14 protein-coding genes and 1 other annotated feature are annotated in these 16,318 nt (G+C 36.9%); of the genes, 2 read left to right on the plus strand and 12 right to left on the minus strand.

The window, feature by feature from the left end; all coding sequences use genetic code 11:
* Positions 1-82 precede the first annotated feature (82 nt).
* Together MHI47_RS12225 and MHI47_RS12230 are read right to left on the minus strand one after the other, a co-directional pair.
* Complete coding sequence (locus tag MHI47_RS12225) at positions 83-1,786, minus strand: sensor domain-containing diguanylate cyclase (RefSeq protein ID WP_340830978.1); 1,704 nt, start codon at positions 1,784-1,786, stop codon at positions 83-85.
* Positions 1,787-1,881: 95 nt separating this feature from the next.
* The gene (locus MHI47_RS12230; protein ID WP_340830979.1) at positions 1,882-3,105 is read right to left on the minus strand and encodes a bifunctional folylpolyglutamate synthase/dihydrofolate synthase; all 1,224 of its coding nucleotides are present in this window, start codon (positions 3,103-3,105) and stop codon (positions 1,882-1,884) included.
* Positions 3,106-3,191: 86 nt separating this feature from the next.
* On the opposite strand from MHI47_RS12230, the gene MHI47_RS12235 reads away from it, so the two are divergent.
* Together MHI47_RS12235 and MHI47_RS12240 are read left to right on the plus strand one after the other, a co-directional pair.
* Positions 3,192-4,070: an ATP-grasp domain-containing protein gene (locus MHI47_RS12235; protein ID WP_340830980.1), complete on the plus strand. Its 879-nt coding sequence runs from the start codon at positions 3,192-3,194 to the stop codon at positions 4,068-4,070.
* Positions 4,067-4,879 carry an ATP-grasp domain-containing protein gene (locus tag MHI47_RS12240; RefSeq protein ID WP_340830982.1) on the plus strand — a complete coding sequence of 271 codons (813 nt, stop codon included), beginning with the start codon at positions 4,067-4,069 and terminating at the stop codon, positions 4,877-4,879. Before MHI47_RS12235 ends, MHI47_RS12240 begins: the two co-directional genes overlap by 4 nt.
* A 188-nt stretch (positions 4,880-5,067) precedes the next feature.
* Here MHI47_RS12240 and MHI47_RS12245 read toward each other — a convergent pair whose 3' ends face one another.
* The 10 genes from MHI47_RS12245 to ccsA form a co-directional block, all read right to left on the minus strand.
* Positions 5,068-7,710: a valine--tRNA ligase gene (locus MHI47_RS12245; protein WP_093536989.1), complete on the minus strand. Its 2,643-nt coding sequence runs from the start codon at positions 7,708-7,710 to the stop codon at positions 5,068-5,070.
* Between the two features lie 45 nt (positions 7,711-7,755).
* Positions 7,756-7,981: a binding site (T-box leader), on the minus strand.
* Between the two features lie 223 nt (positions 7,982-8,204).
* On the minus strand, positions 8,205-8,795 hold the full coding sequence (locus MHI47_RS12250) for a hypothetical protein (protein WP_340830984.1): 591 nt from the start codon (positions 8,793-8,795) through the stop codon (positions 8,205-8,207).
* Positions 8,796-8,863: 68 nt separating this feature from the next.
* Positions 8,864-9,442 carry a 5' nucleotidase, NT5C type gene (locus MHI47_RS12255; RefSeq protein ID WP_340830985.1) on the minus strand — a complete coding sequence of 193 codons (579 nt, stop codon included), beginning with the start codon at positions 9,440-9,442 and terminating at the stop codon, positions 8,864-8,866.
* Between the two features lie 24 nt (positions 9,443-9,466).
* A complete protein-coding gene (ribD, locus tag MHI47_RS12260) occupies positions 9,467-10,558 on the minus strand; it encodes a bifunctional diaminohydroxyphosphoribosylaminopyrimidine deaminase/5-amino-6-(5-phosphoribosylamino)uracil reductase RibD (protein WP_340830987.1) in 1,092 nt (363 codons plus the stop codon).
* Complete coding sequence (locus MHI47_RS12265) at positions 10,551-11,309, minus strand: GTP cyclohydrolase II (RefSeq protein ID WP_093536984.1); 759 nt, start codon at positions 11,307-11,309, stop codon at positions 10,551-10,553. The genes ribD and MHI47_RS12265 overlap by 8 nt, the downstream gene beginning before the upstream one ends.
* A gap of 151 nt (positions 11,310-11,460) precedes the next feature.
* On the minus strand, positions 11,461-12,756 hold the full coding sequence (gene hemL / locus MHI47_RS12270) for a glutamate-1-semialdehyde 2,1-aminomutase (RefSeq protein ID WP_340830988.1): 1,296 nt from the start codon (positions 12,754-12,756) through the stop codon (positions 11,461-11,463).
* On the minus strand, positions 12,756-13,739 hold the full coding sequence (gene hemB, locus MHI47_RS12275) for a porphobilinogen synthase (protein ID WP_093536982.1): 984 nt from the start codon (positions 13,737-13,739) through the stop codon (positions 12,756-12,758). Before hemB ends, hemL begins: the two co-directional genes overlap by 1 nt.
* Positions 13,736-14,500 (minus strand): uroporphyrinogen-III synthase, encoded by a 765-nt coding sequence (locus MHI47_RS12280; protein WP_340830989.1) that lies wholly within the window; start codon positions 14,498-14,500, stop codon positions 13,736-13,738. Before MHI47_RS12280 ends, hemB begins: the two co-directional genes overlap by 4 nt.
* Positions 14,493-15,422: a hydroxymethylbilane synthase gene (gene hemC, locus MHI47_RS12285; RefSeq protein ID WP_340830991.1), complete on the minus strand. Its 930-nt coding sequence runs from the start codon at positions 15,420-15,422 to the stop codon at positions 14,493-14,495. Before hemC ends, MHI47_RS12280 begins: the two co-directional genes overlap by 8 nt.
* A gap of 18 nt (positions 15,423-15,440) precedes the next feature.
* Positions 15,441-16,271, minus strand: coding sequence for a cytochrome c biogenesis protein CcsA (ccsA, locus tag MHI47_RS12290; RefSeq protein WP_340830992.1), 831 nt, complete (start codon positions 16,269-16,271; stop codon positions 15,441-15,443).
* Positions 16,272-16,318 lie beyond the last annotated feature (47 nt).

Here is a 16,318-nt window from a genome sequence, read left to right on the forward strand (position 1 = left end):
ACCGCTTTGGACAATCTAAAAAGGTGAGTTGTTATCTATCGATAACAATTCACCTTTTTCATTTCTGTACTGGAATTTTTGTTTATTTCACATACTCCGCAACCCGATTCCTACCAGCCTGTTTCGCTCCAATATACAATGCCCTATCAGCATTACGAAGTAGAGACATTCCTTCGTCGCTGTCTTCTGGTGCTGTAGAGACTCCAATACTTGCAGTAATGAATATTATTTCATCTCTTGTTATTTCACCTAAATCGAGTGGTACGATAAATGGCGTTTGTTCGATTTTCCGACGTAGTTGCTCGGCAACATTCATCGCCTGTAATTTCGAATAATTTGGTAAGAGAATGACGAATTCTTCTCCACCATACCTTCCTACCGTTCCGTTTGAACCTATTTCCTGTTTAATAATATTTGCAAATTCCTGTAGGATAATATTTCCGCTATGATGACCATATGTATCATTAACACCTTTAAACTTATCAATATCCATCATGATTAACGACACGGTCCTATATGCTCCACTATTTAACTTCGATATATCCGATTTTAGTTGTTTATCTAAGTATCTATAATTATAAATCTTCGTTAATTCACAGATTTCACTTTTTTCAACTGCTTCTCTTACATATCTGGCTTTCTCTAAGGAAACGGCAAAATATGAGCACAGCAGGTGAATAATTTTAAGTTGATATGGCTCAAATGCAAACTTGTCCCTAGCAGCTAATATTAGAACTCCCTCAATTTTCTGATTTCTGTAGATAGGTACACACATTACGCTCTCCATATCATCAGCTAAAAAAGGAGGTCGCATATGATTCCACTCAGTCTGTTTGTTATAAAGAATTGGTTCACCCTTTTCATATACTTTACCAGCTAAGCTATATTTTATATCTTCATGCCCATATTCCAATTCTTTGTTTTGTCCATCTTCTCTAGCTCGTAGTATAAAAAAGTTATCTTCTATATTATCTACAATATATCCAGCGTTTAAAGGGAACATATTAGATAATCTTTTCAAGAACATATCTAAAATTTCATTCGTCGTCATGCGATCCGCAAGTTGATGGCCAAACTCACTTGCCTCATTTAAATCGGCATTTACTTTTTCGGAATCACTATACATCCTTATCAACAATGTAATCGATAACAAAGGTAATCCTAATAACCACAAGGCAGTTGTGCCTGTTGTGTTTTCAAACAGATATAAACCTAAACCAAAAGGTAATGTTATAAACAGACATGCAAATTCCCAGTATAAATCCTTCGAGAAAAATACAGGATTCATATCACATAAATATTCTCTCATAAAGAGGAAAAGATGATTAATAATTAAATAAGAGATAGCAAAAATAGATCCATATACAATTACATCTTTTAACATAATACTACCAGTTTCATAGCCTAAATAAATAACTAAAGAACCACTTAAAATAGAAAGAGAAAAGAACATAAACGAATTAAAAAAATACTTAAATAAGGTATCTCTTGAAATCTTCAAATGATAAACTAACGGAATCATACATATCTGCATAGAAATTAGCTCTGCTAAAATCCCATATTTTAAAAAGATGGCTATTTGAACCCAAATTACTAAAATAAATGTAGTTCCTGCTATGAAAAACGGAAAAATACTCGACAATAACGCTAACAGTAAAAAAGCCCCGTAACCTTCCCAATCACCAGGCTTAGTGGGGGAATATAAATACACTAAGAGAGTTCCAGCTGGAACAAATAATAGCCACAAAGCAAACATAATTCTTTGTGCTTTTTTCGAAAAATTCATCTGACTATTAATCTCCTTTCCTACTAAATAACCACTACTAAGTTCTCATTATACTTAAATTATTATATCACTAATTACTCTGAATGTTTCAATTACTAAATTCCTGTTTTTTCTTTTAACTCAGCGATGAAATAAAAAGAACCAGTGACAATTGTAATAGAATCTTCAGAATTCTCGTTAAAGTCCACTTCGTTCGTATCTTTTTTTAATACTTTAGAACTATTATTACATAATTTATATAAAACGATTGCATCTAAAGCTCTCTCATGTTGGAAGTTAACGAATTCAAAAGAACTACCAATTTCCTCTAACTTCCTTAACATAACACTATATTCCTTATCTTTCAATATACCTACGATAAAATGGATTTGCTTATCTGGAAATCTCTCTTTTAACGTTTCTACTAGAGCATCCACACTTGCCCTATTATGAGCCCCATCCATATAAAGATTATCTCTAACTTTCTCCATTCTGCCTGCCAATCTTGCATTTTTCACAGCTAATTGGACTTGTGATTCTACTAAATCAAAACCACTTATAAGCAATGATGTTATAGCCAATGCCATATTTGATTGTTGGTGCTCCCCTATCATTTGGGGATTTAAATTTGCAAATGAATATTCTTTATATGTATACCGTTCTTTCACTACTCGAAAATCTTTGTCGTACTCTATTACAGTCGCATTTTTCTCTTCTGCTTCTTTGTACATGATTTTTTTCGCTGGTTCTAATAAGGACCCTATTATTAATTGGCTATTGGCCTTTAATATCCCTGCTTTATGCCAACTAATTTTTTCAATTGTATCTCCCAAGAAATTTGTATGGTCAATGGAAATGCTAGGTATAACAGCTACTGAATTTTTCATGACGTTCGTACTATCGAGACGTCCTCCCATGCCTGCTTCAATGAATAAAACATCTAATTCCACCGTCTCAAAAATTAAAAAGGCTGCCACTGTTAGTAATTCAAAATCCGTTAACATACCACTTATCCCTCTTTTTTGCATAAGGGCAAAAGCGTTATCCATTTGTTTTTCTGTAACAGGTATACTGTTTATCTGAATTTGATCATGTACATCGATTATACTTGGGCTTGTAAAGGATCCATAACTCAAGCCATGTTCACTTGCTAAAGCTGTCAAGAAAGCGATCGTAGAGCCTTTTCCATTTGTCCCAGCTACATGAATAACTTTATGCTTATCCTGGGGATTGCCCAGTTTCTGCAGTGCTGACTGAATCATCTCAAGTCCTGGTTTAATAATTGTTTCACTCTCTATATGCCATTTTATTTTATATTTATTAAAATTTTTTATTTCCACGTAGTTCACCCTATTCCGTCTGATTAAATTTCGTGCTAAACTTCTTGTGAACACATTATAACACGTACTAGTGGAGGTCATTCATTATGCAAACATGTTGGATCGTATACAACGGTAGTCTTACACATGATAAATTTATCGATCAAGCTCTTCTGTTAAAGGAAGCGGCGGATAGACATGATATTCATGCCATTTTAGTGAAAAATTATGAAGTGCTGATGAATGTCCAGCAAAGGTTACATGCTAAACCAGATTTTGTCGTGTTTTTAGACAAAGATATTTTGCTTGCCCAGTATTTAAAAAATGAGGGTATTCCAGTATTTAATGATCCAAATGTTATTGAAATTTGTGATAATAAAGCAAGGCAATACATGATGTTGGCAAATGCCGGAGTGCCAATGCCAGTTACCATCGTAGCACCTAAAGTATATCTAGGATTTTCTATACAAGAATCAGGTTACTTCGAACAAGTATTGCAAGTAATTCCATTACCTATGATTATTAAAGAAGCACATGGATCATTTGGTATGAAGGTGTATTTAATAGAAAATAGAGAACAATTCTTTGCGAAAATAGAAGAACTTGCAGGAATCGAATACGTCTTTCAACAATTTATCGCAAATAGTAGAGGTAGAGACATCCGTGTAAATGTAGTAGGCGGCCAAGTCGTTGCCTGTATGTTTCGCGAATCTCAAACAGATTTCCGTGCCAATATAACAAACGGCGGCTCCGCCTCCCCTATTATTCTTACGTCCCGACAAATGGAAGTAGCAATCCAAGCTGCTGAAGCTTTAGGTGCAGAGTTCGCAGGTGTAGATTTGTTATTTGGGGATAATGAAGAACCACTCGTTTGTGAAGTAAATGGCGTTGCACATATTCGTAACATCTTTAATGTGACTGGTATAAATGTTGGGGATGCTATGATCGAATATATTCAATCTAAAATAGGAGCTGCTGTTGTATGAATGGATTGCTCATTTACGAAAAAGCCGAAATAGAACGTAACCGAAGCTTCATTGATCGATTAATAAATGCTTCGAGTCAATATTCGTTAACGTTAACAGTAGTAGATGATCAAAGTCCCATCCCAGAAGCAGACTTTATATTCTTTCGTTCCAGAAACCCGCAACTTGCAAAACAATTAGAACAACGCAATATACCAATGTTCAATCGGGCAGAGGTAAATGTTATTGCCAATGACAAATTAAAAGCAATACAGTTTGTACAGCTTCTTGGTATTGCAACTGTTCCAACTAAAAAAATAGTAAATGATACTGAGATAAACGAATACCCAATTATACTAAAAACAATCGACGGGCACGGCGGGAAGCAAGTGGAATTAGTTAAAACCCAAAAAGAAGCCACTTCCTTCCTAAATACGTTTTCCGAAAACACAATTATCGTCCAGCAGTATATTGAAACAAATTCTACTGATGTACGTGTGTTTATGATTGGTGAAGAAGTAGTGGGTGCTGTAAAAAGAATTGGATCAACAGATAGTTTTAAATCTAATTTCACACTAGGTGGTACAGTTGAAAAATACATGCTAGACTCACAACAACGTGCAGAAGTAGAGAAAATAGCTAAAGCGCTTAATAGTGATTATATTGGTATTGATTTTCTTCTATTGCCGGATGAAACCTGGCTTTTCAATGAAATCGAAGATCCCGTTGGTGCAAGATCCTATTACGAAACAACTAAAGAAGATATTGCAGAGCCTATAATGGAATACATTCATAAGAAACTCACAAAAAAAGAGAGAGACGAGATTTAATCGTCCTCTCTCTTTTTTGGCGTTTGAATGGAAACACCAGAAAGTAGCGGAGAATCACCTGAATATGATGAAAAATCATTAGAATATTCCCGAGAATCACCCGAATGTCACGAAAAATCCCTGGAATCTGGAGAACTCTTCTCCGCAAAAAAGCGTGCACCCAAATCATTGGGTGCACGCTCAAATTTTTATAGATTATTTAATTCTTCCATACGCTTCAATACAGATGCGTGCTTCTCTAGATAGTCAGCTTCTTTTGCACGTTCTTCTGCAACTACTGCCTCTGGTGCTTTGGAAACAAAGCGTTCATTAGATAGTTTCCCTTGAACTAACTTCACTTCTTTAGCCCATTTTTCTAGCTCTTTTGTTAAACGAGCTTTCTCGGCATCAATATCGATTAACCCTTGTAGCGGAAGATATAAAACAGCTCCGGTAACTACAGCAGACATCGATTGACTAGGTGCTTCTAATTCTAATCCTATTACAAGCGGTTCTGGATTACAGAAACGCTCCAAATACTTAGCATTTGCTTCTAATACGGCTAATGTATTTGCATCCTTCGCGGAAACATATAAAGGAACTTTTTTGCTCATTGGCGTTTGTACTTCTGAACGAATATTACGAACCGAGCGGATAATTTCAGAAAGTAACTTCATATTGTCCGCTTCTTCTTTGTTTGAAAGTGCTTCGTTTACAGTCGGCCAAGCAGCAACTGTAATCGACTCGCCTTCATGCGGAAGGTTTTGCCAAATTTCTTCTGTAATGAATGGCATAAATGGATGTAATAGACGCATAGTATTGTCTAAAACATAAGCTAGTACGGACCGTGTCATTTTTTTCGCTTCTTCATCTTCCCCGTTAAGTGGAAGTTTTGCCATTTCAATATACCAGTCACAGAAATCATCCCAGATGAAGTTATAAAGCGCACGACCAACTTCACCAAATTCATAACGATCTGAAAGTCTTGTTACTTGCTCAATCGTTTCATTTAAACGTGTAAGAATCCATGCATCCGCAACCGATTTTTTACCATCTAAATTTATCTCTTCAAATTTCAAGCCATCCATATTCATTAATGCAAAACGAGATGCATTCCAAATTTTGTTGGCAAAGTTCCAAACTGCTTCTACTTTTTCTGTTGAGAAACGTAAATCTTGCCCAGGTGATGATCCAGTACTTAGGAAGTAACGTAGCGAATCTGCTCCGTATTGATCAATAATATCCATTGGATCAATACCATTTCCTAGCGATTTAGACATCTTACGACCGTCTTCCGCACGTACCAGACCGTGTATTAGAACATCATCAAAAGGACGAGTACCAGTAAATTCTATCCCTTGGAAAATCATACGAGAAACCCAGAAGAATATAATGTCATAACCAGTTACGAGCGCATTTGTAGGATAATACTTTTTGAACTCTTCGTTTTCTGCATCTGGCCAACCTAATGTAGAAAACGGCCATAATGCCGAGGAGAACCAAGTATCTAAGACATCGTTATCCTGATTCCAGTTTTCTGGATCAGCTGGTGCTTCGTTCCCAACATAAATTTCTCCAGTTTCTTTATGATACCAAGCTGGAATACGATGTCCCCACCATAATTGACGTGATATACACCAGTCATGAATATTTTCCATCCAACGCAAATACGTTTTTTCAAAACGATCTGGTACAAAATTCACTTTTCCTTCTGCTTCTTGAAGTTTTATAGCTTCTTTCGCAAGTGGTTGCATTTTAACAAACCATTGAGTAGATAGATATGGTTCAACTACTGCTCCACTTCGTTCAGAATGTCCTACTGAATGCGCATGTTCTTCAATTTTGAATAGAACTCCTGCATCTTGTAAATCTTTAACGATTTGTTTACGACATTCAAAACGGTCCATTCCATTATAAGTAGCTGCATTCCCATTCATCGTACCGTCTTCATTCATTACTAAAATACGCTGTAAGTTGTGACGGTTACCGATTTCAAAGTCATTTGGATCATGTGCAGGTGTAATTTTCACTGCGCCACTTCCAAACTCCATATCAACGTAATCATCTCCAACAATCGGTATTTCGCGACCAATAATCGGAAGTTTTACTGTTTTTCCGATTAAATGCTTATAACGATCATCTTCTGGATGTACTGCTACTGCGGTATCCCCAAGCATTGTTTCTGGTCTAGTAGTAGCAACATCGATTGATCCAGTACCATCTGCAAGTGGGTAATGCATATGATAGAATGCACCCTGTACATCTTTGTGGATTACTTCAATATCGGAAAGTGCCGTTTTAGTTGCTGGATCCCAGTTGATAATGTATTCGCCGCGGTAGATTAAGCCTTTGTTATACAACTTTACGAATACTTCTTTCACTGCATTTGATAATCCTTCGTCTAAAGTAAAGCGCTCACGAGAATAATCTAAACCAAGTCCAAGTTTCGACCATTGTGCACGGATATGGCCAGCGTATTCTTCTTTCCACTTCCATGTTTCTTCGACAAACTTTTCGCGGCCTAAATCATATCTTGTAATATTATCAGCACGCAGTTTTTCTTCTACTTTCGCTTGTGTTGCGATACCTGCATGGTCCATACCCGGAAGCCATAAAGCATCATATCCTTGCATACGTTTCATACGAACAATAATATCTTGTAATGTAGTATCCCATGCGTGACCTAAATGTAGTTTACCGGTAACATTCGGTGGTGGAATTACGATAGTATAAGGTTCTTTATCGCTTTCTGGATGAGCTTCGAAGTATTTTCCTTCTAACCACCATTCATACCGTCCTTTTTCAATCGACTGCGGATCATACTTTGTGGACATCGTTGTTTCGTTTGTCATTGTCAGTTCCTCCTAAAAAAGAATATAAAAAAACTCCTATCGTCATTAAAGGACGAAGGAGTTTGTTCGCGGTACCACCTTTATTCGCGAATGCTAAAAAACGCATCACGCTCTCAATTCGATAACGGCTTCAAACCGGCATTTGCTACTTACGTTCACAAATACTGCTCGTGGGCTACCTTCAAATGGCGGTTAACAGAAACATTTCAGCAAATTGTTTCCTTTCTTTTGAGAACCAAATCATTCTACTCTTCCCATTCATTGCATCTCTATTCATTTGTTCCATTGTAAAGGATATTATTATATGCCGTCAAGTCTAGTATGGTGAAAGGAGAATTACAATGAGAAAAGGATATAACCCATATTTATTGCCCGATTGGTTACGTAAAACACGTTTCTATTGTAAGCATGTAAGTATTCCCATTTGTACTTTCCAATTAATACGAGTACTAATCGTGCCTACCACATGGGATTTCCTCTTATTGGTACTATTACTACTCATCTGTTTTTTGTTTTATAAGAACATTATTTGATGGGAATGTTAGCTTTGAATATCCATCATCCAAATCTAAAATGAATTGAAGCTCGAACTCCTCGCCTTGCGGTATTTTCACTTCCACTGGTTCAGCAGGGTTTGGTGCTTCTACTTCTGCAACTGGTTTAACTGGAACGGGTACAGGAGCTTCCTCGTATTCACAGTGTACAGTCCACCCAACTTCAATTGCCGCATGCTCTGTTGGTTTCGAGTTAATATGGTTCACTTGAACTGTTGGCTTGGAACCTTCTTTTAATTTGTCTTTACCGAACTCGATACTCATTGGTACTGCATATTCAAAATAGCCGACCTCACCTTGCAGATCTAAGTCTTCAATCTCGGTGAATTCGCTCGTAGCATGATGCTCCTCTTCACCTTCCTCAAACTTAACGTGGCAGGTGATGTGGTATATACCTACTATTTGAATAATATTCTCCTTCTCAGTGACTTCGCATTGAGGAGTTACTGCAACATTTTTAATTTCTTTCGGAACCCCAAAGCTTGGTGGAAAACGAAATTGTTCTTTTACATCCCAGGTTTTTGTCGTCATAAGTCATCCTCCTTCTATAGGACAACTTATGAATAGAACAAAAGGGATAGAACATATTTCACTTAGAATTACTTTTTGTCGTTGTTTTTATCCATAATCTGCTTTAGTTCTAACCAATTTGTTAACCTTGGAATTGTAAGATGTTGGTTATACGATTGCGTTTTCACATAAACTTGTAATGTATCATCTGTTAATGTGTTTAATACGTCTGGCTTATCGTCGAAATAATAATCCAACTGTAAGTCCCGAATAATATTTACCTTCGCTTGATCCTTCATGCCACAAAAAAATTTTTCTTCTGTGACTGGGAATCCTTGTTCCATTAACCAATTCATCGTTCTTTCACGATGTTCTGCTGGTCTAGCCGTAATATAGTATACCTCATGTCCCTGTTGTTGTAGATTTACTAACGTTTCTACAGCATCTGGGTATGCCGGACAATTAGTATAATATATTTGTTCCAATGTATCATTCCACATTTTAGAGCCCGCTTCATCGGACATTCCGAATAATTCATGTATTTCAACTCTATCTAGCGCATGAAATTTATCTAACTCCACTTGTTGTCCTAACTTTTCGTTATAAATATGAAAAGCATGTTCTCTTAAATTGATCAATGTATCATCAATATCAAATCCAAATTTCATCTAATGTGCCACATCCATTACATCTTATTTGTAAGTTGGATAACCAACAAACTTAAAGTCTTTCCCTATTTTTTGAATTTCCGTATCGATTAGCTCAACTGCATCACTCATTAAGTCAATACCGCTACCCTCCATAAAGGTCGGAGCATTTTTACCACCTATTAACTTAGGTGCAATATAAATAACCGCTTTATCAATTAATTTATTTTCCAAAAATGCTGCATTGATCGTCCCTCCACCTTCAATTAACAAAGAGGAGATAGAATTTTCACCTAATATTTGAACGACTTCTTGTACATCTACATGGGTAGTTCCGGTTGTATGGAACACTTGAACGCCTTGATTGATTAGCTTCTCTTTTTTATCATGGTCATAATTTGCACTTGTAAAAATCCACGTCTGCGCTAATTGATCGGTTACTAGCTTGGCATCTAAAGGAATTTTCAATGTTGAGTCTAAAACGATACGAATCGGATTACGACCATTTTCAATACGAGTAGTTAGTTCTGGATTATCTTCCATAACAGTATTAACCCCGACTAAAATGGCCAAATGCTCATTCCTAAGATGATGAACATCCTCTCGTGCATCTGCAGACGTAATCCATTTACTATGAGCAGAGTGTGTGGCAATTTTACCGTCTAACGTTATCCCCGATTTTAATGTCACAAAAGGCTTCTCTGTTACGATAAACTTGTTGAATACTTCATTCATCCTTTTAGAGGCTTCCTCTTGAATACCGGTAATCACATTTATCCCAGCATCCTCTAGAATTTTGACTCCTCGCCCTGATACGATTGGATTTGGGTCGAGCGTTGCAATGACAACGGTTTTAATACCAGCTGCAACAATTGCTTCAGCACAAGGGCCAGTTCTTCCGTGATGGGAACATGGTTCCAGTGTGACATAAATCGTAGCACCTTTTGCATGCTCCCCTGCCATTCTAATAGCATGAATTTCTGCATGAGGCTCTCCAGGTTTCATATGCGCACCAATACCAACGATACGATTATTATTTACAATCACTGCTCCTACTAATGGATTCGGATCTGTTTGTCCTTTCATTGCTCTCGCATTTTGCAGGGCAAGATCCATATAAAATGCGTGATTAGTCATTTTGAAAAGTACCTTCTTCCTCCATATGACCTGAACGATTTATTTTCGTGTGTAAGTATTTTTCATTGTATTCGGAAACGTCCCCCCATAATGGAGTACGCCCCGCTACAGCCAAACCTGCGTCCTTTAATGCTTTTACTTTCTTTGGATTGTTCGTTATCAACGTAACAGGTTTTGAACGCAATACTTTTAAGACTTCGATCGCATCTCCATAATTTCTAGAATCGTCTACAAAGCCTAGTTTTTCATTAGCCTCTACTGTATCCGAACCATTTTCTTGTAGAATATAGGCCATTGCTTTACTAAATAGACCAATGCCTCTACCTTCATGATTTGCTAGATAAAATAATGCACCAGCTCCGTTGTTGACGATCATTTGCATAGACTGTTTTAATTGGAAACCACAATCACAACGCTTACTCCCAAAAATATCCCCCGTATGGCAGATGGAGTGCATGCGGATTAGTGACTCCTCGGTCTCTTTAAAGTCTCCGTATACTAACACGCTCGACTGTTGGTATTCAGCTAAGTTAGAGGAGGATAAATTACTTATTATTTGATTGATATCTTCTGTGTATTCATCACTATTTAACCAGCTATACCACTGGAATATAACTGTATTACCATTTAAATTTACCGGCAGTCGAATAGGTCCAACTAGATAAATCGAACTTTCATCAGTCTTAATAACTTTAATTTTATCTTTTAATACATTTACTACATCATTAGATATTTCTTTCACATTTGGCATTCTATATCCTCATTTCTCCAAAACATAATAGTATCTCTATAGTATTCTTAGTAGATTACTTTTCGTAAGTAATTATATTTTAGTAATCAATATTTGTCAATTACATTAGACTAAAAGAGCCTTGCAACTAATGCAAGGCTCCAATTGCTATTTAGTTCATCGAAAGTTTTTCAAATACTGTATGGAATGCTTGAATTGTTTTTTCTATATGCTCTACAGTATGTGCACTCGAGAGGAATAATCCTTCAAACTGAGAAGGTGGTAAATAAATTCCTTCTTCTGCCATAAGACGGAAATACTTAGCGAATAATTCTAAATCAGACGTTTTCGCTGTATCAAAGTTTACCACATCTTCATTTGTTAAGAAGAAACCGATCATTGAACCTGCACGATTCACTGTATGCGGAATATTATATTTTGTCGCTGCTTCTCGGAACCCTTTTTCAAGTATATCCCCTAGCTCGATAAAATAATCATATGTTTGTTCATTTAAACGTGTTAATGTCTCGTAACCAGCTGTCATAGCTAAAGGATTACCTGATAATGTACCTGCTTGATAAACAGGTCCAGCTGGTGCAATCATTTCCATGATTTCACGTTTACCGCCAAATGCCCCTACAGGAAGTCCTCCACCTATTACCTTGCCTAAACAAGTTAAATCAGGTGTAATACCATAATAGCCTTGTGCACAGTTATATCCTACACGGAAACCCGTCATCACTTCATCAAAGATTAATACCGTTCCGTTTTTCTCCGTTAGTTCGCGTAATCCTTCTAAGAATCCTTCTACTGGAGGAACAACACCCATATTACCTGCTACAGGCTCTACGATTACAGCTGCCAAGTCGTCTCCAAAGTTTTCAAAGACATGACGAACGCTTTCTAAATCGTTAAAAGGTACAGCTATTGTATTTTTAGCCACTGACTCCGGAACACCAGGACTATCAGGTAAACCTAGTGTTGCAACACCAGATCCCGCTTTTATCAGTAAGCTATCTCCATGACCATGATAACTACCTTCAAATTTCAAAATTTTGTTGCGACCAGTAAAACCACGTGCTAAACGAAGTGCACTCATCGTTGCTTCCGTACCAGAAGAAACCATTCGAACCATCTCGATGGATGGAACACGATCCATTACTAGTTTAGCTAATTTATTTTCGATTAAGGTAGAAGCACCAAAGCTTGTTCCCGTTTCTGCAACCTGTTGAATTGCTTTCACAACATTTGGTTCCGTATGCCCTAAAATAAGTGGTCCCCATGATAAAACGTAGTCTATATATTCATTGCCATCGATATCTTTAATAATTGCACCTTTTCCACTCTCCATGAAAATAGGATCCATATCGACGGATTTAAACGCACGTACGGGGCTATTTACGCCACCGGGCATTAGTTCTTTTGCTTCTGTAAATGCCTGTTTAGACTGCTCATATGATTTTGTCATTATTTCCCCTCCAACCAACGGGCAACATCTTTAGCATGATAGGTTAAGATCATATCTGCTCCTGCACGTTTCATTCCTGTTAGTGTTTCAAGCACTGTTTCTTTTTCGTTGATCCAGCCATTAATTGCCGCTGCTTTTACCATTGCATATTCTCCAGATACATTGTAAGCAACAATCGGTGTAGCAAATGTATTTTTTACATCACGAATAATATCTAAGTATGCTAATGCTGGTTTTACAATTAGGAAATCTGCTCCCTCTTGTACGTCGGATGAAGCTTCACGTATTGCTTCCATACGATTAGAATAATCCATTTGATACGTTTTGCGGTCACCGAATTTTGGTGCTCCGTCTGCTGCTTCACGGAAGGGTCCGTAATATGCCGATGCATATTTTACCGCATAAGACATGATTGGTATATCCTTATACCCAGCTTCATCTAAACCAAGGCGAATTGCAGCTACAAAGCCGTCCATCATATTGGATGGAGCAATAATATCTGCGCCAGCTTCTGCTTGGCTTATAGCAGTTTTTGCTAACAAATCAAGCGAAGGATCATTTAAAATACGTTCGTTTTCATCTACTACTCCACAATGTCCGTGGTCTGTAAATTCACATAGACAAGTATCTGCTATTACTATTAATTGCGGATGACGCGCTTTAATTTGACGAATTGCTTCTTGTACAATTCCGTGATTATGATAAGCCCCAGATCCAACTGCATCTTTTTCCGCAGGTAGCCCAAATAAAATAACAGATGGAATTCCTAAGTCTACTACTTCATCTACTTCCTCATTTAAACGGTCAAGAGAGAATTGGAAAACGCCTGGCATTGAAGATACTTCGTTTTTAATATTCTCGCCTTCCATTACGAATATAGGATAGATTAAATCTTCCTTATGTAAATAAGTTTCCTTAACCATTGCTCGAATTCCAGCTGATTGTCTTAAACGACGATGACGTTGAAAAAATAATTCAGTCATTGCACTCTTCCTTTCCATTCCGCTAATTTAACAATTACATCTTTTAAGGTGTAAATTTCTGGCATAACCTGCACAGTTACATTCATAGATTCTAAATAATTCTTGGTAATATGGCCAATTGCACATACAGTTGTATGATTATACCCAAAGGAAGCCCCAATGCTGCGATGATACACTTCGGCGGTAGAAGGACTTGTGAAGATAATAGAACATTTTTCACTGTTCTTTAATAGATTCTCCACTTTTTCTTTGTTTTCCTCTAACTCAACTGTTTCATAAATAGTCCATTCCTGTACATGATTGGACAGACCATTCTTTATTGTATCTTTTGTAAGATTTCCTTTAACAAATAAGCATCGTGCAGTGGAGGATACAACTTCCGGAAACTCCTGTACAAAAACATCAGCACTAAATATAGTAGGAGTAAAATTGACTGAAAGTCCTAAGCTTTCAATGGCACTTGCAGTTTTTGTACCAACTACTGCTATTTTAGCTGTAAAAAAACTGGCATCTAGTTGGTATTTTACCATTTTCGAATGAAATGCCTTTACACTACTTTGACTAGTAAAGATAAGCCAATCATATAAGTTACAACTCTCTAAAAGGCTCAAATCATGAGAACTAACTATCTCCTTTGTAGCAATCATCGGAGCAATAACTGCATTTCCACCAAATCTTTCCACAAGATCTGATGCTTCCGTTGATCTAAGAATGCCCGTAAAAATCACATTCTCGCCTAACAAAGGAGTTTTATTAGACATTCAAATCGGCCTTCACTTGTTGGATTAAATCGTATGCTCCTTGTTCGGTCATAATACTTGCAAGTTCTTTCCCAAGTCTAGCTGCATCCATTCCAGTTAATACTTCTTTGAATACGACGGATGCATCCGGCGCTGCAATTAGTCCAGTCATCGTAATTTTACCATCATTAATTGTTGCATGGCCTGCGATTGGCACTTGACATCCACCGTCCATTGCAGATAAAAATGCACGCTCTGCTTCTATTGCAACCCATGTGTCATGGTCAGATAGTTTACCAAGCTCATCGATTAACTCTTGATCATCCGCGCGACATTCAATACCTAGAGCCCCTTGTCCAACTGCTGGGATGCAATCCTCCGTAGTTAAGTATTCTGTAACGACCTCATCGCTCCAGCCTAAACGTTTTAAACCTGCTGCAGCTAAAATAATCGCATCATACTCACCATCTTGCAATTTTTTCAAACGTGTCTCTACATTACCACGAATCCATTTAATCTCGATATCCGGTCTTAACAACAATAGCTGAGCACTTCTTCTCAAACTACTTGTTCCTACTACCGCTCCTGTTGGAAGGTCAGCGAATTTCACATGTCCTGTAGATATAAATGCATCTCGTTCATCCACACGTTTTGGAATACATCCCATTACTAAACCTTCAGGTAATTCAGATGGCATATCTTTCATACTATGCACTGCAAAATCGATCTCTTTGTCGTAAAGAGCTTGTTCTATTTCTTTTACAAAAAGTCCCTTACCTCCAACTTTAGAAAGCGTAACATTTAAAATTTGGTCACCCTTTGTCACAATCTCTTTCACTTCAAACTCAAAAGGTGCCCCCATATCTTTCATCTGTTGAATGAACCAATTTGTTTGAGTTAATGCTAACTTACTTCGTCTAGATCCTACAATAATTTTACGCAAAAATGCCGCTTCCCTTCTTTAATACCAAATATGGAATTGTGATAATCGACTACCTAATAAGAAATTTATCAAAACAAATAGAAAGGCATAAATATGTATCCAAGCATAATTTGTCCCTATAATCTTTGCTGACTTTCTTATCAATAAAACAAGAATATAAATCACTAACACTATAAAAGAATTGACTATCTTTATATCATAAAGTGGAAAACCCTCTAATGATATATATGCCCATTCTAACCCAAGAACTAAACTTACAAACAATAATGGAATTCCTGTTAAAATGGACAGACTCATTCCGTTTGCAGCTTGTTGCAGTGAAGGCAATCGTGTGAATTGTTTTGTCCATTTCTTCTGTTTTAGCACTTTATATAAGATTAAGTATAATGTCGAAAAAACAAATGATAAAGCAAAAGCTGTATAAGCTAATAATCCAAACATAATATGGATGAATAATAATTCCGATTTAAGGTTATCTCCTACTAACGATTGAGACATCGGATTTGGTGCAAACGTATGTATCGTCATAAAAATAAACCCAATCAAATTCATAAAGAATGCTGGAAGGTCCAATCTAAATACTAACTGTAAAACAAGCGAAAGCATAATGATGAGCCAAGCATAAAAGTATATCCCTTCAAACAACGAAAGAATTGGAAAACGCTTCATCTCCAACATATACATAACTAAAAATATTGTTTGTAATGTACCAACCGCAAAAAGCAACCATACAGCTAACCGATGTGCTCGTTGATCCTTTTGTAAGTAATCTATAAAGTAAAAGACAAGGCTTATAGCTTGAAGAATGACCATAATCTCATGAAGCCTTGTCATCGTCAGATCAGTCATGTTATTCTCCTTTTACATAGTAAAAAGGCGTTTGTAATATCTATTTG

Origin of the sequence: Psychrobacillus sp. FSL H8-0487, assembly GCF_038008385.1 — a bacterium.
GTDB lineage: Bacteria > Bacillota > Bacilli > Bacillales_A > Planococcaceae > Psychrobacillus > Psychrobacillus psychrotolerans.